Raw genomic sequence first — 20,583 nt, forward strand, 5'->3', positions numbered from 1 at the left:
CTAAGCCGCCACACGCCGAACGAAACCGGTGGAAATCGTGCGGATATGAGGACAGGGCTGTGCGCAGCGGGGCCGCGCGACGGCGGAACCCAAGGCCGCAACGACACAAGGGACAGACCATGATCGAGGAATTCAAGGACTTCATCGCCAAGGGCAACGTGATGGATCTCGCCGTGGGGATCATCATCGGCGCGGCCTTCACGGCCATCGTCAACAGCCTCGTCGCGGACCTGATCAACCCGCTGATCGGTCTCTTCGTCGGCGGCTACGACTTCAGCGGGCTCAGCTTCGGGCTCGGCGAGGCGCAGTTCATGTACGGCAATTTCATCACGGCCGTGATCAACTTCCTGATCATCGCGGTCGTGGTCTTCCTGCTGGTCAAGGCGGTGAACCGGGTGAAGTCCACCGCCGAGAAGCCGGACGATGTCGCCCCCGAGGTTCCGACCGGACCCTCGGAGGTCGACGTGCTGATTGAGATCCGCGATTCCCTGCGCAGCGGCCGCGCCACCCCGACGGAATGATCCGCATGCGAAGGGGGGGGCGCCGCACAAGGCGCCCCTCACGCGGTGAGGAGCGTCTTCGTATCGATGGAGGTCAGGCCCAGCGCATCGCCCACGGCACGATAGGTGATTTGCCCGGCATGGACGTTCAGGCCCGCCGCCAGATGCGGGTCGGCCGCGCAGGCCGCCTTCCAGCCATGATCGGCCAGCGACAGAAGGAAGGGCAGCGTCGCGTTGCCGAGCGCCAGCGTCGAGGTCCGTGCCACTGCGCCCGGCATGTTGGCCACGCAGTAATGCATCACCCCGTCCACCTCGTAGATCGGGTTCTCGTGCGTGGTCGCCTTCGACGTCTCGAAGCAGCCGCCTTGGTCGATCGCCACGTCCACAATGGCCGCGCCGGTCTTCATCTGCGGCAACTGGTCCCGCGTGACGAGCTTGGGCGCCGCCGCGCCGGGGATCAGCACCGCGCCGATCACGAGATCCGCGCCGAGCACCATTTCGGCCACGTTGCCCGCGCTGGCATAGCGGGTGCGGAAGACCGAGCCGAACACGTCGTCGAGGTAGCGCAGCCGCGGCAGCGACCGGTCGAGCACGGTGACATCCGCCCCCATGCCCGCCGCGATTCGCGCCGCATGGGTGCCGACCACGCCGCCGCCGATGACGACGACGCTCGCCGGTCCCACGCCGGGCACGCCGCCCAGCAGGGTGCCGCGTCCGCCATTGGCCTTCTGCAGGGTCCATGCGCCGACCTGCGGGGCCAGCCGTCCGGCCACCTCCGACATCGGAGCGAGCAGGGGCAGACCGCCGGTGCGGTCGGTCACCGTCTCATAGGCGATGCAGGTCGCGCCGGATTCCAGCAGGTCGCGCGTCTGGTCCGGATCGGGGGCGAGGTGCAGATAAGTGAACAGGACCTGACCCTCGCGCAGGCGCTTGCGCTCGACGGCCTGCGGCTCTTTCACCTTCACGATCATGTCGGCTTCGGCGAAGACTTCCTCCGCGCTGTCGGCGATCCGGGCGCCCGCGGTGACGTATTCCGCGTCCTCGAAACCGGAGCCCAGCCCGGCGCCGGTCTCGATCAGGACCTCGTGGCCGTGATTGACCGCTTCGAGCGCGGCGGCGGGCGTCATGCCCACGCGGAACTCCTGCGGCTTGATCTCCTTGGGGCAACCGATGCGCATAATTTACCTCCTGATTTTGGATCACGATACGCTCGACAGGGCTCCGCGAAATCCCTACTCCGGACGTAACGGAGCGGTTTGGCGGGAAATCCGCGCGTTGGATCGCGACATGCCGGGAAGAATTTGCGTGAAGCCTCAGATCGACGAAACCGATGCCCGCCTTCTGCGCCTGATCCAGCAGGACGCCGCCCTGACCGCGGCACAGCTTTCCGAGCGGCTCGCGCTGTCTACCTCCGCCTGCCACCGTCGTCTGCAGCGGTTGCAGGCGTCGGGCGTGATCGACCGGACGGTGGCGCTGGTCAATCCGCGGGCGGTCGGGCGGTCGGCGATCGTCTTCGTGGAAATCAGCCTCGCCAGTCAGGCCGACGAGGTGCTTGTTGCCTTCGAGACGGCCGTCGCGCGGGTGCCGGATGTGCTGGAATGTCACCTGATGACGGGGGCGAATGATTACCTGCTCAAGGTCGTTGCCCGCGACAGCGAGGATTTCGCCCGCATCCATCGCCGCCATCTCGCCCGCCTGCCGGGGGTTGTCCGGATGCAGAGCGCCTTCGCCCTCAAGACCGTCTGCGCGACGACGGCCCTGCCGGTGGACGTAACCTAGCCACGCCGCATCCCGGGATCCGTCACAAAAGCCCCGCCAGACCCAGCGTCGCCGCCCCCGCCACCACCGCCAGAATCACGTCGCGCCGCCACGCCCCGACGGTCAGCGTTACCGCCGCCGCCACGAGCCGGGCCGCATCGGGCGCGCCGCCGGTGGCTTCGGGCCACAGGATCAGGGGCGCGACCAGTCCGGGCAGGACGGCCACCCCGGTATAGCGCAGATGCCGCAGCAGCCAGTCAGGCAGGGGACGGTCGCCCACGAGCCCGAGGAACACGAACCGCGTGAGGTAGGTCAGCCCCCCGAGCGCCACGATCACCCACCAGGTGCCGGCGCCGCCGATCTCAACCGCGCTCATGTCCGCCGCTCCACCTCGGCGCCGACGGCCATTGCGGCCAAGGCGGCGAAGATCAGGCCGAGGCCCCACGGAACCCACCAGAGCGCGAGGACCATCACGACCGACACGAAGGCCGCCGCCACATGCGCCCGGCTCTTGAGGAGCGGCCCGACCAGCGCGAGGAAGCAGAGCGGCAGCGCGAAGTCGAGCGGCCATGACGCCGGCACCCGCGCGCCCAGCGCCGCCCCCGCCCAAGTCCCGCCGACCCAGGCGGGAAAGACCGGCGCCGCCGTGCCCGCGAAATAGCGCACCCGGTCCGCGACGCTCCATGTCCGCTCCCGCTCATAGGCCGCGGCTGCCAGCGCATAGGTCTGATCGACCAGCAGATATGCGATCAGGCCCCGCTGCCACATCGGGGCGGCGCCCAGATGCGGCACGATCGACGCCGAATACATCACCATCCGCAGGTTCACCGCCAGCGCCGACAGCACGACTATGATCGCGGGCACCTGATCGACCATGAGCTGCACCGCCGTGAATTGCGCCGCGCCCGCAATCACGATGACCGAAAAGGCGATGACCTGCGTCACCGGCAGCCCCGCCTCCGAGGCCAGCACCCCGAACAGAAGGCCGAACGGCACCATGATGAGGATGAAGGGCAGCCCCTCGGCCACCCCGCGCAAGAAGGGGCGTGTTTCGGTCATGCTTGCATCCCCTTCCGGTGGCGGACATCCTGCGACGCAGCCGTGCCGAAGGACGAAGGCCATGTCCACCCAGACCCCCGCCTCGCTTCGCGTCGCCCCGGACCCGGAGGCGTCCCGCCTGACCCGTGCGGTCACCGGCCGCGACCAGACCGGCGCGCCGGTCGATCTGCGCGTGGTGGAGGAGCGGCCGCTGACGATCTACCTCAATTCCCGCGAAATCGTGACCGCGATGACGATCGGGGATCACCCCGAATGGCTGGCCCTCGGCTTTCTCGTCAATCAGGGCATGGTTCGGACCTCCGACGACGTGACCGGCATCGATTATGACGAGGAACTCGAGACCGTCATCGTCCGCACCGCGCGGGAGACCGACCACGAGGCCAAGCTGGCCCGCGCGACGCGCACGTCGGGCTGCGCCGTGGGCACGGTCTTCGGCGACATGATGGAGGGGCTCGAGGACCTCACCCTGCCGGCCACGCCCGTCCGCGTCGCCGATCTGCGCGCCCTGAGCCAGGCCATCAATCGCACGCCCAGCCTCTATCTTGCCGCCGGGGCGATCCACGGGACCTGCCTGTGCCAAGGGCCCGATCCGCTTGCCTATTTCGAGGATGTCGGCCGCCACAACGCGGTCGACAAGCTTGCCGGCTGGATGCGGCAGGAGGGCGTGGATCCATCCGACAAGACCCTCTACACGACCGGCCGCCTGACCTCCGAAATGGTCATCAAATGCGCGCTCATGGGAATCCCGGCGCTGGTCTCCCGCTCCGGCTTCACCGCATGGGGCGTGGAGATCGCGCGGCAGGTTGGTCTGACCGTGATCGGTCGCATGAAGGGCGAGCGATTCGTCTGCCTGTCTGGCGAGACGCGGGTGGTCTGGGAGGATGCCGATGCCGAAACGTGATGCGTCTCCGCAACCTTTTGCACCGTTGCCTCGACAGCGAAGCGACCGAGGACGGTCTGCGTCCCGATATACCCCGCCGCCTTCGGACTTGCCGGTAGCGTCGCCTTCCGATCGGACAGTCGTGACGGTGTCGCCATGATCCAGCCCCACGGCCTGATCCTCGCCGGCGGGCGGGCGACGCGGATGGGCGGCGGCGACAAGGGGCGCCTCGTCGTCGCGGGCACGCCCCTGATCGCGCGCGTCATCGCCCGGCTCGGCCCGCAGGTGGACGCCTTGGCGCTCAACGCCAACGACGATCCGGCGCGCTGGGCCGATCTCGGTCTGCCGGTCCTGCCCGACACGATACCCGACCGGCCCGGGCCTCTGGCGGGCGTGCTCGCCGGGCTCGACTGGGCGGCGGCGCAGGGTTGCCCGCACATCGTCACGGCGGCGGCCGACACGCCGTTCCTGCCGCCCGATCTCGTGCCGCGCCTGTTGGCCGCCGCGGGGCCATCGGGCCTCGCACTCGCGGCCACGCAGGAGGACGACAGGATCTGGCCGCAGCCGACCTTCGGGCTCTGGCCCACGGCGCTGCGCGACGACCTGCGCACGGCGCTCGGGGACGGCATCCGCAAGATCCTGCACTGGACCGACCGCCACGAGGCCGGCCTCGCAATCTTCCCGACCGATCCGATCAACCCGTTCTTCAACGTGAACACGCCCGAGGATCTCGCGGCGGCGGAGGCGATGACGTGATCCTGATGGGCATCATCGGCCACAAGGATGCGGGCAAGACCACGCTGACCGAACGCCTCGTGGCGGAACTGACGGCGCGGGGCCTCGCCGTGAGCACGCTCAAGCACACCCACCATGCCATCGACCTCGAGACGCCGGGCACCGACACGCATCGCCATCGCGTCGCCGGTGCGCGGCAGGTGATCCTGGCGACTGACCGGCGGCTCGCGCTTCTGGAGGAGGTGGCGGAGCCGTCGATCGACCTGCTGCTCGAACGTCTTGCACCCTGCGACGTGGTGCTGGCCGAGGGGTGGAAGCGCGGCAGCCATCCCCGCATCGAGGTCTGGCGCCCCGAGACCGGCCGCGCGCCGCTGGCCGCCGCCGACCCGGCCATCCGCGCTGTCGCGGCGACGGGGGTGCCGGAGGTCACGCAACGGATCCTCGACCTCGACGACGTGCCAAGCATCGCGGATTTCATATGTTCGACCTGATCGTCGTCGCCGACTGGTCCGCCGCCGCCACGCCGACAGGGCCCACGCCGCGCAAGGACGCAATCTGGGTCTGCGCCGATCTGGGCGGGGTGCAGGAGGTCGCGTATTTTCCCACCCGTGCCGGTGCGCTCGACTGGATCGAGGCGTGGCTTGCGCGGGGGCACCGGACGCTTCTGGGGTTCGACTTCGCCATGGGCTACCCGCCGGGCTTTGCCGGTGCGCTGACCGGGCGGGACGAGGCGCTGGCGGTCTGGGACTGGCTGGCGGCGCGGATCGTGGACGGGCCGGACAACGCCAACAACCGCTACGAGGTGGCGCAGCGGATCAACCGTGCCTTTCCCGGCATCGGGCCGTTCTGGGGACGCGACGCGCATCTCGACCTTCCCGATTTGCCCCCGAAAAAGACGTCGCGCGTGGATCATGTCCTCGACGAGCATCGTGCGGTGGAGATGCGGTGCCGGGGCGCCAAATCGGTCTGGCAGCTCGCCTATAGCGGGGCGGTCGGCTCGCAAAGTCTGGTCGGCCTCGCCGCCCTCGCGAAGCTGCGCGCGCGGCACCCCGACCTCGCCGTCTGGCCGCAGGAGACAGGTTTTGCGCATTCGGATGCGCGGATCGTGCTGGCCGAAATCTACCCGAGCCTGTTTGCGCCTGCGGAGCATCCGATCCGGGATGCGGGACAGGTCATCGCCACGGCCAATGCACTGCGCGCCGCGCCGGCGGAGTGGTTCACGGCACCGGGCACCATCCCGGATGCGGCGCTTATCGCCGTGGAGGAGGGATGGATCCTCGGCGTCGGGGCAGATGGTCCGCTTCCCGTGCCTGCCTCCGCGCGCCCGCCCTCCGACTGCTTCGCCCTTCCGCCGGGTATGGAATGGACGCCGGTCGATACCGCGCTGGCCACGTTGCGGGAGGCGTCCCCCTGCGTCGTGGCGGCGGAGCGGCTGGCGATCGGCGATGCGGCGGGGCGCGTGCTGGCGGAGGATGTCGTCGCGCGCCGGTCGAACCCGCCCGCCGCCAATGCCGCCGTCGATGGGTGGGCTTTCGCGCATGGCACGCTCGCCCCCGGGCCGGTGCCCGTGGCCGAGGGGCGGGCGGCGGCGGGGCAGCCCTTTGCCGGACCCCTGCATCCGGGCGAGGCGGTGCGGATCCTGACCGGGGCGGAGGTGCCGGACGGAGCCGACACCGTGGCCCTGCAGGAGGATGCGGCCGTCGCGGAGGGTCGCCTGCACCTCAAGGCCGTGCCGAAGCGCGGCGCCAATACGCGCGCGGCGGGCGAGGACGTGGCCGAGGGGGGCGCGGTTCTCGCCGCCGGCACGATCCTGCGCCCGACCGACCTCGCCTTCGCCATCGCCGCCGGGCACGGGACCTTGCCGGTGCGGGCGCGGCTGCGGGTGGGCGTGCTGTCGACGGGAGACGAGATCGTCGCGCCGGGCGCGGGCGAAGGTATCCCGGACGTGAACCGCCCGATGCTTCTGGCGGTGCTGCGCGGGTGGGGGTTCGAGGCGGTCGATCTGGGGCATGCGCCGGACGACGCCAATGCGCTGGCCGCCACGCTCGACGCGGCCGCGACGGATGCGATCCTGACCTCCGGCGGCGCGAGCGCGGGCGACGAGGATCATCTGTCGCGCCTGATGCGCGAACGCGGGGGTGTCCACCACTGGCGAATCGCGATCAAGCCGGGTCGGCCGCTGGTGCTCGGGCGCTGGAACGGGGTGCCGCTCTTCGGGCTGCCGGGCAATCCGGTGGCGGCCTTCACCTGCGCGGCCCTGTTCGCGCGCCCCGCCTTGTTCCAGATGGCCGGCGCCGGATGGCGGGAGCCGGAGGCGCTGGTCGTTCCGGCGGCGTTCGCCAAGCGCAAGAAGGCCGGGCGGCGCGAGGTGCTGCGCGCGCGGCTGCGGGGTGGCCGGGCGGAGGTGTTCCGGTCCGAGGGCTCGGGCCTCGTTTCGGGCCTGTCCTGGGCCGAAGGGTTCGTGGAACTTCCGGATGCCGCGGTGGAGGTATCCGAGGGGGATCCGGTCCGCTACATTCCGTTCACGGCGCTCGGGCTTGCCTGACGCGGCGCTCTGGCTTGGATTGAACGGCCTTCACAGGAGGCCAGAATGATCCATGACTATGATCCCGATACCATCCGAATTCCCGACACCCACGACCGCGACCTCGCGGCCGCCGATCTGAGCGATCTGATCGCGTCGATCCGCGATCTGGGCCAGCAGGTGCCGGTGATCCTGCGCGATTGCGACGGGCCGGAGCTGGTCTGCGGGGCGCGGCGGGTGGCGGCCTGCCGCGCGGTGGGCGTGGAGGTGCGCGGCCAGATGCGTGACCTCGACGACGAGGCGGCGTTCGTGCTGCGCGATGCGGAGAACCGGCACCGGGCCGATCTGTATGATCTCGACCGCGCGCGCAGCTATGCAGCGGCGGTGGAGGCGCATTATGGCGGAGACCGGAAGGCGATGGCCGCGCGGATCGGGGTCAGCCTGCCGCACCTTACGCGCCTGCTGACGCTCGCGCGGATGCCCGACGCCGTCGTCGCGGCCTATCCCTCGCGCGCCGCGCTGCGGGAGCGGCACGCCCGCGCCCTGGCGCCGTGGCTCGACGACCCGCGTCTGATCGAGGCGGCGCAGGGCATTGCGCCGGGCCTGTCGGCGGCGAAGGTCACGGCCGCGCTGGCTGCTGCGATGGGAGGGGGGCCTGCGGCGAAGGAGGAGGCGCGGACGTTCCGGTTCCGCCATGGCGTGCGAGGCGTTACCGTCCGGCGCGTGGGTCGCAAGATGCGGATCGAATACGATGCGGATCTGAGCGGCCTTCACCTGAAGGGTGCGCTCGACGCGTTCCTCGCGCGCAAGGATTGAGACCGATTACCCATGGGTAATCGCCGCAACACGTTGTTCCGGCTTGCGAAAAAATCGGGCTACGGTTTTGCGCGCAGCCGGATCACCACGTCGACCTTCGCGATCTCGGTGCCTTCGGGCGCCTCGGGAAGGTTGACGATTTGCATTGCCTCGTGGCCCGCATCGGTCAGGCGGGCCCCGTCCTCCCAGTAGAAATGGGGATGATCGTCGAGGCGGGTGTCGAAATAGGAGCCGGTGCCGTCGACCGTGATCTCCTGCACGAGGCCGGCATCGGTAAAGGCGCGCAGCGTGTTGTAGACGGTGGCGAGAGAGACCTTGTCGCCCGACCGGCGCGCGGCGTCGTGCAGCCATTCGGCCGTCACGTGCCGGTCCCATCCGTCGCCCACGAGGAGGGAGGCCAAGAGAACCCGCTGCCGCGTGGGGCGCAGGTTCGCGCGGGCCAGCCAGGCCTCGCCGCGGGCACGTTGCGTGTCGGTATCCGGTGTGGTCGTCATCACCTTCCATATAGGGTGCGATTGTGACGTTTTTCAAACGGTTTCGGGAAAAAGCCCCGGCGCGTCACCCGATCACGCAGGGTTGCGAGGCCGAAACACGAGGTGATAGAGGGACCTGACCGTTTCCGGGGGGGATCCATGAGCCAATATCCGACACAGTTCGACCGTGAGGACCTTCTTCGTTGCGCCCGGGGCGAATTGTTCGGCCCCGGCAATGCGCAGCTCCCCGAGCCGCCGATGCTGATGATGGACCGCATCACCGACATTTCGGCCGATGGCGGCGCGCACGGCAAGGGCCATGTGGTCGCGGAGTTCGACATCACGCCGGACCTGTGGTTCTTCGAGTGCCACTTTCCGGGCAATCCGATCATGCCGGGCTGTCTCGGCCTCGACGGGTTGTGGCAGCTCACGGGGTTCAACCTCGGCTGGCGCGGCTGGCAGGGGCGCGGCTATGCGCTGGGCGTGGGCGAGGTGAAGCTGACGGGGATGGTGCGGCCCGATCGCAAGATGCTGACCTACAAGGTCGATTTCACCAAGGCCGTCCAGAGCCGCCGCCTGACGATGGGTGTGGCCGACGGCATCGTCGAGGCCGACGGCGAGGTGATCTATCAGGTCAAGGACATGAAGGTCGCGCTCTCCGAGAGCTGATCTTCGCACAAGCATTTCAAGGAGAAGCCCATGATGCGTCGCGTCGTCGTCACCGGGATCGGGATCGTCTCGCCCATCGGAAACACGCCCGAGGAGGTCGAGGCCAGCCTGCGCGCGGGCAAGTCGGGAATCACCTTCTCCGAAAGCTATGCCGAGCACGGGTTCCGCAGCCAGGTGCATGGGGTGCCGGACATCGTGCTCGAGGATCATATCGACAAGCGCCAGCTTCGGTTCATGGGGCCGGGCGCGGCCTACAACTACATCGCGATGGAGCGTGCGATCGCGGATTCGGGGCTGGAGCAGAACGAGGTCTCCAACGAGCGCACGGGCCTCGTGATGGGCTCCGGCGGGCCGTCCACGTCGAACTTCTTCACCGCCTTCGACACCGTGATCAACAAGGGCAGCCCGAAGAAGATGGGTCCGTTCATGGTGACGCGCTGCATGTCGTCCACGAACTCCGCGTGCCTCGCCACGCCGTTCGGGATCAAGGGGGTGAACTACTCGATCACCTCGGCCTGCACGACATCGCTGCATTGCATGGGCAACGGGGTCGAGCAGATCCAGTTCGGCAAGCAGGACATCGTCTTCGCCGGCGGCGGCGAGGAGGTGGATTGGACGCTGTCGTGCCTGTTCGACGCGATGGGCGCGATGTCGTCGAAATATAACGATACGCCCGAGAAGGCCTCCCGCCCCTATGACGCGACGCGCGACGGCTTCGTCATCGCGGGCGGCGCGGGCGTCGTGGTTCTGGAGGAGCGGGACCGGGCGCTGGCGCGCGGCGCCACGATCTACGGCGAGGTGACGGGCTACGGCGCGACATCGGACGGGGCCGACATGGTCGCCCCCTCGGGCGAGGGCGGCGAGCGGGCGATGCGTCTGGCGTTGTCGCAGATGCCCGAGGACCGGAGCATCGGCTACATCAATGCGCACGGCACCTCGACGCCGGTGGGCGACATCAAGGAAGTCGTGGCCTGCCGCAACATCTGGGGCGAGGGATCGACCCCGCCGATCGGCTCGACCAAGTCGATGACCGGCCACAGCCTCGGCGCCACCGGGGTGCAGGAGGCGATCTATTCGATGCTGATGATGAATCACGGCTTCATCGCGCCGTCGATCAACGTCACCGAACTGGACCCGCAGCTCGATCCCGCCGAGATCGTGACCGAACTGCGCGAAGAGGTCGAGATCGACTCGATCCTGTCGAATTCCTTCGGGTTCGGCGGCACCAACGGGACCGTCATCATCTCGAAGCACCGGGAGTGAGCCCCATGAACATGAGCGGCAAGCGCGGGCTGGTGATGGGCGTCGCCAATGACAGGTCCATCGCCTGGGGCATCGCGCGGGCGCTGTCGGATGCGGGGGCGGAACTGGCCTTCAGCTATCAGGGCGAGGCCTTCAGCAAGCGGGTGCAGCCCTTGGCCGAAAGCCTCGGGTCCACTGTGCTGGTCGATGTGGACGTGACCGACGAGGCGTCGCTGGACCGCGCTTTCGCGGAACTGGCGGATTGGGGGCGGCTCGACTTCGTGGTCCACGCGGTCGCCTATTCCGACAAGTCGGAGCTGACGGGGCGGTTCGTCGATACCAGCCGGGCGAACTTCAAGCACTCGCTCGACATCTCCTGCTATTCGCTGATCGAGGTGACGCGCCGGGCGATGCCGCTGATGACCGAGGGCGGCACGATCCTGACGCTGACCTTCGACGGGTCGCGGCGGGTGATGCCTTATTACAACGTGATGGGCGTGGCGAAGGCCGCGCTGGAGGCGTCGGTGCGCTATCTCGCCGCCGATCTCGGGCCGCAGGGCATCCGGGTGAACGCGATCTCGCCCGGCCCGATGAAGACGCTGGCCGGGGCCGCGATCGGCGGCGCGCGGCGCACCTTCCGTCACGCGGAGGCCAACGCCCCGCTGCGTGCCAATGCCACGCTGGAGGCGGTGGGCGGCACGGCCGTCTGGCTCGCCTCCGATGCGGGCGCCTGCACGACGGGCGAGGTCGTGCATGTGGATGGCGGCTTCCACGTGATGGGGATGCCGCAGCCCGACAATCTCTGAACCCGCGACCCGCGCGATCGATTTTCGGCGGGATCGAAAAAATCCGGTCCTGCCGAAGCCCTTTGCCCCATTCCCGCCATGACCGGCGAATAAGGTTAACGCGGGAATCAGGACAAAGGGGACGCGGCGCATGGCTTGTCTCGAAAAGTTCATTCGGCGCGAACGCGGTTTCGTGACATTCGACTGGATCGTATTGACCGCAATCATCGTCCTGACCGGGGTCTCCGTCCTCGACAGCCTGTCTGGCGGGGTCGAGACGGCGTCGGTCGCGCGGGCGGATCTACGGGGAGAGGCCCTTGCGGAGGTGCTCGCTCCCGAGACTTGCCCGGGCGGGCCGGGGGATGCGTCCGCGCGCGAGGCGGCGCGCATCGCGGCGGGCGGGTCGGGCCCGGTGGATGTGACGGCGATGATGGCGCGAGTCGTGGGCCTAGACGAAGCTGAATTCCGGGCGGAGCGGGCGCGTAATGCGCAAGCGCAGGACCGGGGCGACCGCAATGTCGCGGGGGCGGCCGGTTGCGCGACGGTGCCGCGCGGGCTGGAATAGCGCCGCACCCCGTGCGAATGTCGCGCCGATCCATTTGACGGGGGCGGCCATGGCCATCGACACCTGCATTTTCGACGCCTACGGCACGTTGTTCGACGTGACCTCGGCCGCGCGCGAGACGGCCGAGGCGGGAGATTTTCCCGTGCTGGCCGACCGGTGGCGGGTGCTGGCCGTCGCATGGCGCGACAAGCAACTGCAATATTCGTGGCTGCGGGCCATCACCGGCGATCATGCGGATTTCTGGCAGGTGACGGGCGACGCACTCGATTGGGCGATGGAGGCCGAGGGGCTGGCCGGTGATACTGCGCTGCGCGACCGCCTGATGGGCTTGTACCGCTCCCTGTCTGCCTATGACGAAGTGCTCGAGGTGCTGGAGGCGCTCAAGAACGGCGGGATGGGGACGGGGATCCTCTCGAACGGCTCGCCCGAGATGCTGCAGGAGGCGGTGGCCTCGGCCGGGATCGGGCGGCTTCTGGACCACGTCCTGTCGGTCGAAAGCGTCGGTGTCTACAAGCCCTCCTCGAAGGTCTACGACATGGTCGGCCGGGCCTTCGGCTGCGAAGCAGGGAGGGTCCTGTTTGTCTCCGCGAACGGCTGGGACGTGGCGGCGGCCGGAGCTTACGGCTTCGAGACGGTCTGGGTGAACCGCGCGGGCGCGCCCGTCGACCGGCTGCATGCGCGGCCCGGGCACATCATGGACGACCTGTCGGGCCTGCCCGCCCTGGCCGGGAAGCTGTAGATGCCCGAATTCCGCACCTCCGACAATCTGCGCCTGTGGTACGAGGATCAGGGCGCGGGCGGTGACGGGCCGCCGATCCTGTGCCTTGCAGGGCTGACGCGGAACTCGACCGATTTCGATTACGTCCTGCCGTATCTCGTGGATGCGCACCGGGTGATCCGCCTCGACTACCGCGGCCGTGGCCGGTCGCAGCGCGCGCCCGACTGGCAGACATACGACGTGCCGACCGAGGCGCGCGACGTGCTGGAGCTGCTCGATCATCTGAAGCTCGACCGGGTGGCGGTGCTGGGGACGTCGCGCGGCGGGCTGATCGGCATGTCGCTTGCGGTCATGGCCAAGCCGCGCCTGGCGGGCCTGTGCCTCGTGGATATCGGGCCGGAGGTCGCGGAGGCGGGGCTCGACGTGATCCGCGACTATGTCGGGCGCGACCCGGTGGCGGCCGATCTGGACGAGGCGGCGCTGGGCTTGGCGACGGCGATGGCGGGTTTTGCGGACGTTCCCGCCTCGCGCTGGCGGGAGGAGGCGGAGCGGCGCTACCGGCCGCGCCCCGAGGGGGGGCTGGCGCTGACTTACGATGCGCGGCTGCGCGATGCGCTGTTGGCGGCGCCGTCGATGTCCGATCTCTGGCCGCTGTTCGATGCGCTCGACGGCGTGCCGCTGGCCTGTATCCGGGGAGAGAATTCCGACCTGCTCTCGTCCGCGACGCTGGCCGAGATGGTGCGCCGGCGGCCCGACATGATCGTGGCGGAGGTTCCGGGCCGGGGCCATGTGCCGTTCCTTGACGAACCGGAGGCGCTGGAGGCGCTGAACGAATGGACGATGTCGATCTGAGTGCGCCGTCCGTCGGCCTCGCGGAAATCCGTGCGGCGGCGGACCGGATCGCGGGCAAGGCCCTGCGCACGCCGCTGCTGAACGCGCCGACGCTCGATGCGGCGTTCGGGCGGCGCATCCACGTCAAGGCCGAATGCCTGCAATTGACCGGGAGCTTCAAGTTCCGGGGAGCCTATGCCGCGCTCTCCACCCTGCCCGAGGGGCGCGGAGTCGTGGCCTATTCCTCCGGCAACCATGCGCAGGGCGTGGCGTTGGCGGCGCGGATGCAGGGGCGGGCGGCGGTGATCGTGATGCCGTCGGACGCGCCGGCGGTGAAGGTTGCCAATACGCGCGGCTACGGCGCGGAGGTGGTGCTCTATGACCGGGCCACCGAGTCGCGCGAGGCGATTGGCGCGGGTTTGCAGGCGGAACGCGGGTTGGAACTGGTGAAGCCCTATGACGACCTGCGGGTGATTGCGGGGCAGGGAACCTGCGGGCTGGAGATCGCGGAGGATCTTCCGGAGGAGGTGGGCGAGGTGCTGGTCTGTTGCGGCGGCGGCGGTTTGACCGCGGGCGTGGCGCTGGCGCTGGAGGGACGGGCCGTGGTGCGGCCCTGCGAGCCCGAAGGGTTCGACGACGTTGCTCGATCGCTGACCGAGGGGCGGATCGTGATGAACCCTCCGCGCACGGGCTTGTGCGATGCCGTGCTGACGCCCGCGCCCGGCGAGATCACCTTTCCGATCCTGTCGCGTCTGTGCGGGGCGGGCATGGTCGTGAGCGACGAGGAGGCGTTGCGTGCCATGGCGCTGGCGTGGCAGCATCTGCGCATCGTGGTGGAGCCGGGTGGTGCGGTGGCGCTGGCGGCGGCGCTGTTTCATCACGACGGCGATGTCTGCGCGGTGGCGACAGGCGGCAACGTGGACCGGGCGGTGTTCGAGCGGGCGCTGGCGACCCTTTGAGGCGCGAGGCTGCGTGGGGGCCAAGGATTTCGGTACTTGGTTAGGCGGCGCGGAGGGCGCCGTCTTCAGGTCTTTCAAGGTTGGCGTGGTCCAGAGCGACGCGCGATCAGTCCCCGCGAACGGCCGCCGCGAAGGCGCGGGCCTGCGCGGGCGCCTCGCCCCATTGGGACGCGGGGGTGAAACGTTCGGGCGGCAGGCCCGCCTTCTCGATCAGCGACCCGCCCGAGGCGCGGATCTCGGCGGCCCATTCCTTGACCTGCGCCTGGGCCTCGGGGCGCGGCAGGTCGAGCGCGAAGCTGACCGCTTCGGCATGGATCAGGCCGGTCGGATCGTCGAGCGGGGCGCGCAGGCGGGCAGGATCGGGAACGACCTTTGTCTCGGCCGCGAGGGTGAGGGCGCGGGCGGTGGCGGCGACAAGTTGCGGCAGCGCCAGCCATTCCGCAAACCACGCGGCGCCGTCACGTTGATCGGCATGCGGCGCGTGCAGCGTCTGGACCAGACCGTGCCCGTGAAGCGCGAGGGCGCGAATGCGGCTGGGCGCGACGGGATTGGCCTTCTGCGGCATGGTCGAGGAGCCGCCCGCCGCGCCGAGTGTGACCATCCCGTCCCGTGTGAGCAGGAGCAGGTCGCCGGCCATCTTGTCGAGCGCCGCGAGCGCGCCGCCAAGCCATGACGCCAGTGCGCGGATATGGCTCCGCTCGGCATGGGGGCTGCGGACGGGGTCGCGAAGGGCGAGTCCTTCGGCCAGCGCGGCGCGAACCTGCGGACCCGCGGGACCCATCACCGACAACGTTCCGGCCGCGCCACCGAGCGTGACGATCTCGACCTGTGCGCGAATCGCGGGAAGGGCGTCGCGCATCGCGAGGAGCCCGTTTCCCCAGATTGCGGCAACGGCGCCGAAGGTCGTGGGCGTGGCAATCTGTCCGTAGGTGCGCGCGGCCATCGGCGTCTCGGCCTGTGCCTTCGCCAGCGCAGCGAGCCGGTCCAGCGCGCCGTCGAGCCGCTCCGCGATGAGGGTCAGCGCCTGGCGCAGCCGAAGTGCGAGGCCGGTATCGGTGATGTCCTGACTGGTCGCGCCGTGATGGAGCCATTGCGCGTGTTCCGGCGCCTTCATCTCGTGGTGCATGGCCGCGAGGAGCGCGGGGATGACGACGCCATTCTCGTCCGTCGCGCGGGCGAGAGCGCCAGGGTCGATCTGCACCTCCAGCGTGGCGCGGTGGATTGCGGCGGCGGCGGTTTCAGGGATCAAGCCATGGGCCGCCTGCGCCTTGGCGAGCGCCCCCCAGACGATCAGCATCGCGCGCAGCTCCGCCGTGTCCGAGAACAGCCGCCCGATCTCCGGATCGGTGAAGGCCCGGCCTTGGAGCGCGGAGTCGAAGGGCGTGACGCTCACAGGAAGTCGCTCAGGATGCGGGCATATTCCTCGGGCGCCTCGACGCAGGGAAGGTGGCCGACCCGGCGGATGAGGGCAAAGCGGCTGCCGGGGATGAGATCGGCCGTCTCGCGCACGAGGTCGGGCGGGGTTGCGCCGTCCTCGGAACCCGCGATGGCGAGCGTCGGCAGGCGCAGACCCGAGGTCGGCGTGTAGAGGTCGGTGCCCCGGATCGCCGCGCAGCAGCCGGCATAGCCCCCCACCGGCGTATTCACCAACCGCTCACGCCAGGTTGCGAGTTCGGGACCGGCGCGGAAGTCGCGGCCGAACCAGCGCTCCATCACGCCATCGGCCAGCGGCTCCATCCCCTCGTGCATGGCGGTTTCGATCCGCTTGCTCCACAAGTCGTCGGTGCCGATCCGCGCGGCGGTGTTGGACAGCACAAGGCGGGCGATCAGGTCCGGCCGCTTCACCGCGAGGCCTTGGGCGATCATGCCGCCGATGGACAGGCCGACGAAGGTCGCGCCGGTGACGCCGAGATCGTCGAGGATCGTTTCGACATCGGTGATCAGCATGCCCATTGCATAGGGCGGATCGGGCACATCGGATTGCCCGTGCCCGCGCTTGTCATAGCGAATGACGCGGTGGTTTGGAAAATGCGGGACGATCTCGTCCCAGAGCCGCAGATCCGTCCCGAGGGAATTGGCGAAGACCAGCGGCGGGCCGTTCAGAACCCCGTCTTCGCGCACATGAAGACGCGTGCCGTCTTTGGCGATGATGTGCATGGGCGGCCTCCCTGATTGTCGCCCGGATGGTGGACCGGGTGGGGCAGGAAGGGCAAGGGCGGCGCGGTGAGTTGGCGCGCCCGGAGCAGGCTCTTCGGGCGCGCCTCTGTCGGTCTCTCAGGCCGTTTCGGCGCGACGCTCCTCGAAGCTCATCTCGATGAAGCTGGGGACATGGTCGCCGAGTCCAATGACGCGCCCGCCGCTTTCGCTACCGGAGCGGCCGCGGCCGCCGCGGGATCGGCCGCGCGGTTCTTCCTGCGGCTCCGGCTTCGGGCGCGCCTCGGGCTGCGGCTCGGTGCGCCCGGCGGAGACGTCCTCGGACGCGGCATCCTCACCGCGCTTGGGCTTGGCGCGGGACCGGCTGCGCGTCCGCTTGGGCGTGTCTTCCTCGGCCGCGGCGGGGGCGGGTTCCTCGCGGGCACCGGGTGGTGTCCAGGGATTTTCACCGGTCGGAATGTCGGCCTTCACCAGCCGCTTGATCGCGTCGAGGTATTTTTCGTCGGACGGCGTGGCGATCGTGTAGGCGATGCCGGATTTGCCCGCCCGCCCGGTGCGACCGATGCGGTGGACGTAATCTTCGGCATGGCTCGGCACGTCAAAGTTGAACACATGGCTCACGTTCGGAATGTCGAGCCCGCGCGCCGCAACGTCGGAGGCCACGAGAAAGCGGAGGCTGCCGTCGCGGAAACCGTCGAGCGTCCGGGTGCGGTGGCTCTGGTCGAGGTCGCCATGGATCGGCTCGGCGTCGTAGCCGTGCTTCTTGAGCGATTTGGCGACGACGTCGACCTCGGTCTTGCGGTTGCAGAAGATGATCGCGTTGCGAAGCTCCGGGCCGTCGCGTTCGATGATGGCGCGCAGGATCTCGCGCTTGTCCTTGGCGGTCATGTCGCGGCGCTTGGGCGTGTGCTCCACGAGGATCTGGGTGATCGTGTCGGAGGTGGAGTTCTGGCGCGCCACCTCGATCTTCTCGGGGTTCGAAAGGAAGGTGTTGGTGATCCGCTCGATCTCCGGCGCCATGGTGGCCGAGAAGAACAGGGTCTGGCGGGTGAAGGGCGTCATCTCGAAGATACGCTCGATATCGGGGATGAACCCCATGTCGAGCATGCGGTCCGCCTCGTCCACGACCATGATCTCGACGCCGGTCAGCAGAAGCTTGCCGCGCTCGAAATGGTCGATCAGACGGCCGGGGGTCGCGATCAGGACGTCGACGCCGCGATCGATGAGCTGGTCCTGCTCCTTGAAGGAGACGCCGCCGATCAGGAGCGCCTTCTTGAGCCGGGAGCCCTTGGCGTAGGTGTCGAAGTTTTCGGCCACCTGCGCGGCGAGTTCGCGCGTCGGCGCCAGCACGAGGGAGCGGGGCATGCGCGCCCGCGCCCGGCCCTTGGCCAGCCGGGTAATCATCGGCAGCGTGAAGGCGGCTGTCTTGCCGGTGCCGGTCTGGGCGATGCCGAGAACGTCGCGCCCTTCGAGCGCGGGGGCGATGGCGCCCGCCTGGATCGGGGTGGGGGTGGTGTAGCCGGTTGCCTCGATGGCCTTGAGAACCTTCGGATCGAGGTTGAGGTCGGAAAAGCTCGTCATGTGCGTCCTGTCTGGAGCGGGGCCGGATGCCCGTTCGCTCTGGGGTGGCGGGACGCCTACTTTCACGCGCCCCTCGGGTCGGACCCGCCGCGTCATCGCGATGCGGGTGGCGTCCCGGTATCAAACTTGCGCCCTGCGGTCAACTTGAGGCCCCGTGGAACGCCGGGCGGCTTCCGGGGGTTGGCGCGGGACAACCACAACAGGAGCACGACATGCCGAAGAAACATGGATCCGCGCATTGGGAAGGCGGCCTGAAGGATGGCCGCGGGACGGTTTCGCTGGAATCCGGGGCACTGGACGCGCAGCCCTACGGGTTCAACATGCGTTTCGAGGACGCGAAGGGCACCAACCCCGAGGAGCTGGTCGCGGCGGCGCATGCCTCGTGCTTCTCCATGGCCCTGTCGATGGTGCTGGGCGAGGACGGGATGAAGGCGGAGTCGATCGACACCAACGCCACCGTGACGCTCGATCAGGTGGAGGGCGGTTTTGCCGTCACCAAATCGCACCTTACCGTGACCGTCTCCGCGCCCGGCGCGGAAGAGGCGAAGGTGCGCGAGGCCTGCGAGGGGGCGAAGAAGAATTGCCCGATCTCGAAGCTGCTGACGGCGGAGATCACGATGGACGTGACGATCCGCTAGGTGGGTGCCGGAGGGGGAGCCCCTCCGGCTTATCATTTGAGGACCGGTTGCTGATGCACCGTACCAAAGTTGGGGCGGGATGCGGTGCAAAGAGCCGGTGAGGCAGGCAAACCTGTCGCTTGGACGCTTAGTTGCTAGGTTTGCTATCCGTAAGTGCCGAAAAGTCGCTGAGAAGGGTGTGCCGTTTTCGCAACTGCACCCTGTGGAACGGCCGGGCCCCGAGGGCTCGAAGCCGCTAGCCCGGATAATTCATGAAGCTGCGGACTTGTGCTCCGTGGGATGGTTTCCCCGGTCTCGGTTTTCTTGCGCGCACCCGGTGTTTGCGTCCGGTTGGCAAGCCGGCCGGTGACTTGGGTCTTGGGCGATACGGGTTGATGTTTCTGGGTTTGTCGGGGCGCATGCGTCAGGCTGTTTTCGGTGGGGCGAGGGCGTCGAAGAGAAGGAGGAGAAGTCCCTTTCGGGGACACGAAGCCGGCAGGGTCACGATGATCCGGGTCTTCTTTTCGACGATGGTGGCGGCCAGTTTGACGAGATGCAGCCGCAGCGTGTCGAACTGGGCGCGGCGCCACGGTGAGCGCTTCGGGCAAGCCGCGCGGAGCTTCCACCAAATCCAGTAGGCGCAGCCGTGCAGCATCAGGCGCATCTGGCTGGCGTTCACCTTCGAGCACGACGTCCGGTCTGCTGCGAGGTGGGCCTTCCACGCCTTGATGTGGTTCTCGGCCTGGCCGCGAGCGGAATAGAGCTTCTCGTAAAGATGCTTACCGCGACCGCCCTCGAGGTTGGTGACGATGTAGCGGGTGTCCCGACCCATGGGGCCAACCTCGACGCGGGCGATGACGCGGCGGGGTTTCGACCACGAGCGGGCTGCGTAGGAGAAGGTTTTGAACCGGCGCAGCTTCTGACCCGGCGTCCGGACGTAGCGCGCCGCCGTCGACGCTTCCAGAGCCGAGATGTTCTGCGCCAGACGGCCGTTCTTTGACAGACCGAAGACATAGCGCAGCCCGAGCCTGTCACACAGGTCCAGAACCTGCGGGGTGCAGTAGTGGCTGTCGGCTCGCAGCAGGATTTCTGTCTCGGGCCAATGCCTGGCGATCTGCCGGATCAACCGGCGGATATGGGCCGCGCTCTCGGCTCCCTTGGGGCGGCGGGCCGGGCGCAGCAGTGTCCCGACGAGCCGGCCTTCGCCGTCGAAGACGACGATCGGCTGGAAGCCGAACTCGTCGTAAAACGCATTGAACAGGCGCAGCTGCTGGTGGCCATGCACCGCGTCAAAGGTATCATCGATATCGAGCACGATTCGGCAGACTACACGACTCCCACCCGCAGCCGTCTCGGGACGACGAGATTTCGGGCGACGAGAGGCGTTTCGGGACCGGACCGCATCCATCGTCGGACCTCATCGAAGCCGGTCCGGAACCAGGATTTCGAGCAGTATCCGTGCTTCTTGCGGGCGGGGTATTTGTGTCCCATGAGCTGGGCTGCAGCACGGCAGATGAGGGCGATGGCAATAGCGGTTATGGCGATGAGCAGAGACAACCTGGACGCGAGCGTCAGGCGGGTGTCCTCCAGGTTCAGCCCCCGCGTCTTGCTGTCGGCGAACAGGCACTCGATGAGCCAGCGCTTCTTGTACTGCCGCAGGATGTGCGCGCCAGTGGCTGGATAGGGCGAAGCCACCACGAGAAGCTCGCCGCCCTTG

At 68.7% G+C, this 20,583-nt stretch carries 22 protein-coding genes and 2 pseudogenes; 15 read left to right on the forward strand and 9 right to left on the reverse strand.

Annotated elements, in window-relative coordinates; genetic code table 11:
* The first annotated feature begins 119 nt into the window (after window positions 1-119).
* The gene (mscL, locus tag JSE7799_RS01765) at window positions 120-521 is read left to right on the forward strand and encodes a large conductance mechanosensitive channel protein MscL (RefSeq protein ID WP_055662063.1); all 402 of its coding nucleotides are present in this window, start codon (window positions 120-122) and stop codon (window positions 519-521) included.
* A gap of 38 nt (window positions 522-559) precedes the next feature.
* Here mscL and ald read toward each other — a convergent pair whose 3' ends face one another.
* The gene (ald, locus tag JSE7799_RS01770) at window positions 560-1,678 is read right to left on the reverse strand and encodes an alanine dehydrogenase (RefSeq protein WP_055662064.1); all 1,119 of its coding nucleotides are present in this window, start codon (window positions 1,676-1,678) and stop codon (window positions 560-562) included.
* Window positions 1,679-1,787: 109 nt separating this feature from the next.
* Between ald and JSE7799_RS01775 the strand changes: the two genes are divergently transcribed.
* The gene (locus JSE7799_RS01775) at window positions 1,788-2,279 is read left to right on the forward strand and encodes an Lrp/AsnC family transcriptional regulator (protein ID WP_055662088.1); all 492 of its coding nucleotides are present in this window, start codon (window positions 1,788-1,790) and stop codon (window positions 2,277-2,279) included.
* Between the two features lie 22 nt (window positions 2,280-2,301).
* Here the strand turns inward: JSE7799_RS01775 and JSE7799_RS01780 are convergent, their stop codons facing one another.
* On the reverse strand, window positions 2,302-2,634 hold the full coding sequence (locus JSE7799_RS01780; RefSeq protein WP_055662065.1) for an AzlD domain-containing protein: 333 nt from the start codon (window positions 2,632-2,634) through the stop codon (window positions 2,302-2,304).
* Entirely contained in the window at window positions 2,631-3,317 is a 687-nt protein-coding gene (locus JSE7799_RS01785) for an AzlC family ABC transporter permease (protein ID WP_055662066.1), read from the reverse strand. Before JSE7799_RS01785 ends, JSE7799_RS01780 begins: the two co-directional genes overlap by 4 nt.
* A 61-nt stretch (window positions 3,318-3,378) precedes the next feature.
* Between JSE7799_RS01785 and JSE7799_RS01790 the strand changes: the two genes are divergently transcribed.
* From JSE7799_RS01790 to JSE7799_RS01810, 5 genes are all read left to right on the forward strand, one after another.
* Window positions 3,379-4,218 carry a formate dehydrogenase accessory sulfurtransferase FdhD gene (locus tag JSE7799_RS01790; RefSeq protein ID WP_055662067.1) on the forward strand — a complete coding sequence of 280 codons (840 nt, stop codon included), beginning with the start codon at window positions 3,379-3,381 and terminating at the stop codon, window positions 4,216-4,218.
* A gap of 135 nt (window positions 4,219-4,353) precedes the next feature.
* A complete protein-coding gene (gene mobA, locus JSE7799_RS01795) occupies window positions 4,354-4,953 on the forward strand; it encodes a molybdenum cofactor guanylyltransferase MobA (protein ID WP_055662068.1) in 600 nt (199 codons plus the stop codon).
* Between the two features lie 5 nt (window positions 4,954-4,958).
* A complete protein-coding gene (gene mobB / locus JSE7799_RS01800; protein WP_306455387.1) occupies window positions 4,959-5,423 on the forward strand; it encodes a molybdopterin-guanine dinucleotide biosynthesis protein B in 465 nt (154 codons plus the stop codon).
* Window positions 5,411-7,477 carry a molybdopterin-binding protein gene (locus tag JSE7799_RS01805; RefSeq protein ID WP_055662070.1) on the forward strand — a complete coding sequence of 689 codons (2,067 nt, stop codon included), beginning with the start codon at window positions 5,411-5,413 and terminating at the stop codon, window positions 7,475-7,477. Before mobB ends, JSE7799_RS01805 begins: the two co-directional genes overlap by 13 nt.
* 45 nt (window positions 7,478-7,522) lie before the next feature.
* Window positions 7,523-8,272 (forward strand): ParB/RepB/Spo0J family partition protein, encoded by a 750-nt coding sequence (locus JSE7799_RS01810; protein WP_055662071.1) that lies wholly within the window; start codon window positions 7,523-7,525, stop codon window positions 8,270-8,272.
* A 59-nt stretch (window positions 8,273-8,331) separates the two neighbouring features.
* Here the strand turns inward: JSE7799_RS01810 and irrA are convergent, their stop codons facing one another.
* The gene (irrA, locus tag JSE7799_RS01815) at window positions 8,332-8,766 is read right to left on the reverse strand and encodes an iron response transcriptional regulator IrrA (protein ID WP_055662072.1); all 435 of its coding nucleotides are present in this window, start codon (window positions 8,764-8,766) and stop codon (window positions 8,332-8,334) included.
* 138 nt (window positions 8,767-8,904) lie between these two features.
* Between irrA and fabA the strand changes: the two genes are divergently transcribed.
* The 7 genes from fabA (at window position 8,905) to JSE7799_RS01850 (ending at window position 14,514) form a co-directional block, all read left to right on the forward strand.
* Window positions 8,905-9,414, forward strand: a complete 510-nt coding sequence (gene fabA, locus JSE7799_RS01820) for a bifunctional 3-hydroxydecanoyl-ACP dehydratase/trans-2-decenoyl-ACP isomerase (protein WP_055662073.1) — start codon at window positions 8,905-8,907, stop codon at window positions 9,412-9,414.
* A gap of 33 nt (window positions 9,415-9,447) precedes the next feature.
* A complete protein-coding gene (gene fabB, locus JSE7799_RS01825) occupies window positions 9,448-10,677 on the forward strand; it encodes a beta-ketoacyl-ACP synthase I (RefSeq protein WP_055662089.1) in 1,230 nt (409 codons plus the stop codon).
* A 5-nt stretch (window positions 10,678-10,682) separates the two neighbouring features.
* Window positions 10,683-11,462 (forward strand): enoyl-ACP reductase FabI, encoded by a 780-nt coding sequence (locus JSE7799_RS01830; protein WP_055662074.1) that lies wholly within the window; start codon window positions 10,683-10,685, stop codon window positions 11,460-11,462.
* Between the two features lie 130 nt (window positions 11,463-11,592).
* Window positions 11,593-12,006: a hypothetical protein gene (locus JSE7799_RS01835; RefSeq protein ID WP_055662075.1), complete on the forward strand. Its 414-nt coding sequence runs from the start codon at window positions 11,593-11,595 to the stop codon at window positions 12,004-12,006.
* A gap of 49 nt (window positions 12,007-12,055) precedes the next feature.
* Window positions 12,056-12,745 carry a haloacid dehalogenase type II gene (locus tag JSE7799_RS01840; protein WP_055662090.1) on the forward strand — a complete coding sequence of 230 codons (690 nt, stop codon included), beginning with the start codon at window positions 12,056-12,058 and terminating at the stop codon, window positions 12,743-12,745.
* Window positions 12,746-13,576: an alpha/beta fold hydrolase gene (locus JSE7799_RS01845; RefSeq protein ID WP_055662076.1), complete on the forward strand. Its 831-nt coding sequence runs from the start codon at window positions 12,746-12,748 to the stop codon at window positions 13,574-13,576.
* Complete coding sequence (locus JSE7799_RS01850) at window positions 13,558-14,514, forward strand: threonine ammonia-lyase (RefSeq protein WP_055662077.1); 957 nt, start codon at window positions 13,558-13,560, stop codon at window positions 14,512-14,514. Before JSE7799_RS01845 ends, JSE7799_RS01850 begins: the two co-directional genes overlap by 19 nt.
* A 106-nt stretch (window positions 14,515-14,620) precedes the next feature.
* On the opposite strand, the gene JSE7799_RS01855 is transcribed toward JSE7799_RS01850, so the two are convergent.
* The 3 genes from JSE7799_RS01855 to JSE7799_RS01865 all read right to left on the reverse strand — a co-directional run bounded on the left by JSE7799_RS01855 (window position 14,621) and on the right by JSE7799_RS01865 (window position 18,249).
* Window positions 14,621-15,907 carry a lyase family protein gene (locus JSE7799_RS01855; protein ID WP_055662078.1) on the reverse strand — a complete coding sequence of 429 codons (1,287 nt, stop codon included), beginning with the start codon at window positions 15,905-15,907 and terminating at the stop codon, window positions 14,621-14,623.
* Window positions 15,904-16,671: a 3-oxoadipate enol-lactonase gene (gene pcaD / locus JSE7799_RS01860; protein ID WP_055662079.1), complete on the reverse strand. Its 768-nt coding sequence runs from the start codon at window positions 16,669-16,671 to the stop codon at window positions 15,904-15,906. Before pcaD ends, JSE7799_RS01855 begins: the two co-directional genes overlap by 4 nt.
* 117 nt (window positions 16,672-16,788) lie before the next feature.
* Window positions 16,789-18,249, reverse strand: a complete 1,461-nt coding sequence (locus JSE7799_RS01865) for a DEAD/DEAH box helicase (protein WP_055662080.1) — start codon at window positions 18,247-18,249, stop codon at window positions 16,789-16,791.
* A gap of 212 nt (window positions 18,250-18,461) precedes the next feature.
* Between JSE7799_RS01865 and JSE7799_RS01870 the strand changes: the two genes are divergently transcribed.
* Window positions 18,462-18,887 carry an OsmC family protein gene (locus JSE7799_RS01870; RefSeq protein ID WP_055662081.1) on the forward strand — a complete coding sequence of 142 codons (426 nt, stop codon included), beginning with the start codon at window positions 18,462-18,464 and terminating at the stop codon, window positions 18,885-18,887.
* A 403-nt stretch (window positions 18,888-19,290) separates the two neighbouring features.
* Here the strand turns inward: JSE7799_RS01870 and JSE7799_RS01875 are convergent.
* A pseudogene (locus JSE7799_RS01875) lies at window positions 19,291-20,202 on the reverse strand (IS1380 family transposase); the annotation flags it as partial.
* A pseudogene (locus JSE7799_RS20800) lies at window positions 20,193-20,583 on the reverse strand (IS4 family transposase); the annotation flags it as partial. The pseudogenes JSE7799_RS01875 and JSE7799_RS20800, both read right to left, overlap by 10 nt.

Source organism: Jannaschia seosinensis (genome assembly GCF_001408515.1).
GTDB lineage: Bacteria > Pseudomonadota > Alphaproteobacteria > Rhodobacterales > Rhodobacteraceae > Jannaschia > Jannaschia seosinensis.

What these genes read in the sequence shown, in the direction of transcription:
- JSE7799_RS01845 (WP_055662076.1), top strand. Translation starts at nt 12,746, where the DNA reads ATGCCCGAATTCCGCACCTCCGACAATCTGCGCCTGTGGTACGAGGAT.
- JSE7799_RS01870 (WP_055662081.1), top strand. Translation starts at nt 18,462, where the DNA reads ATGCCGAAGAAACATGGATCCGCGCATTGGGAAGGCGGCCTGAAGGAT.
- ald (WP_055662064.1), bottom strand. Translation starts at nt 1,678, where the DNA reads ATGCGCATCGGTTGCCCCAAGGAGATCAAGCCGCAGGAGTTCCGCGTG.
- irrA (WP_055662072.1), bottom strand. Translation starts at nt 8,766, where the DNA reads ATGACGACCACACCGGATACCGACACGCAACGTGCCCGCGGCGAGGCC.
- JSE7799_RS01790 (WP_055662067.1), top strand. Translation starts at nt 3,379, where the DNA reads ATGTCCACCCAGACCCCCGCCTCGCTTCGCGTCGCCCCGGACCCGGAG.
- JSE7799_RS01840 (WP_055662090.1), top strand. Translation starts at nt 12,056, where the DNA reads ATGGCCATCGACACCTGCATTTTCGACGCCTACGGCACGTTGTTCGAC.
- fabB (WP_055662089.1), top strand. Translation starts at nt 9,448, where the DNA reads ATGCGTCGCGTCGTCGTCACCGGGATCGGGATCGTCTCGCCCATCGGA.
- JSE7799_RS01835 (WP_055662075.1), top strand. Translation starts at nt 11,593, where the DNA reads ATGGCTTGTCTCGAAAAGTTCATTCGGCGCGAACGCGGTTTCGTGACA.
- pcaD (WP_055662079.1), bottom strand. Translation starts at nt 16,671, where the DNA reads ATGCACATCATCGCCAAAGACGGCACGCGTCTTCATGTGCGCGAAGAC.
- mobB (WP_306455387.1), top strand. Translation starts at nt 4,959, where the DNA reads ATGGGCATCATCGGCCACAAGGATGCGGGCAAGACCACGCTGACCGAA.
- JSE7799_RS01785 (WP_055662066.1), bottom strand. Translation starts at nt 3,317, where the DNA reads ATGACCGAAACACGCCCCTTCTTGCGCGGGGTGGCCGAGGGGCTGCCC.
- JSE7799_RS01780 (WP_055662065.1), bottom strand. Translation starts at nt 2,634, where the DNA reads ATGAGCGCGGTTGAGATCGGCGGCGCCGGCACCTGGTGGGTGATCGTG.
- JSE7799_RS01810 (WP_055662071.1), top strand. Translation starts at nt 7,523, where the DNA reads ATGATCCATGACTATGATCCCGATACCATCCGAATTCCCGACACCCAC.
- mscL (WP_055662063.1), top strand. Translation starts at nt 120, where the DNA reads ATGATCGAGGAATTCAAGGACTTCATCGCCAAGGGCAACGTGATGGAT.
- JSE7799_RS01805 (WP_055662070.1), top strand. Translation starts at nt 5,411, where the DNA reads ATGTTCGACCTGATCGTCGTCGCCGACTGGTCCGCCGCCGCCACGCCG.
- fabA (WP_055662073.1), top strand. Translation starts at nt 8,905, where the DNA reads ATGAGCCAATATCCGACACAGTTCGACCGTGAGGACCTTCTTCGTTGC.
- JSE7799_RS01830 (WP_055662074.1), top strand. Translation starts at nt 10,683, where the DNA reads ATGAACATGAGCGGCAAGCGCGGGCTGGTGATGGGCGTCGCCAATGAC.
- JSE7799_RS01850 (WP_055662077.1), top strand. Translation starts at nt 13,558, where the DNA reads ATGGACGATGTCGATCTGAGTGCGCCGTCCGTCGGCCTCGCGGAAATC.
- JSE7799_RS01775 (WP_055662088.1), top strand. Translation starts at nt 1,788, where the DNA reads ATGCCGGGAAGAATTTGCGTGAAGCCTCAGATCGACGAAACCGATGCC.
- mobA (WP_055662068.1), top strand. Translation starts at nt 4,354, where the DNA reads ATGATCCAGCCCCACGGCCTGATCCTCGCCGGCGGGCGGGCGACGCGG.
- JSE7799_RS01865 (WP_055662080.1), bottom strand. Translation starts at nt 18,249, where the DNA reads ATGACGAGCTTTTCCGACCTCAACCTCGATCCGAAGGTTCTCAAGGCC.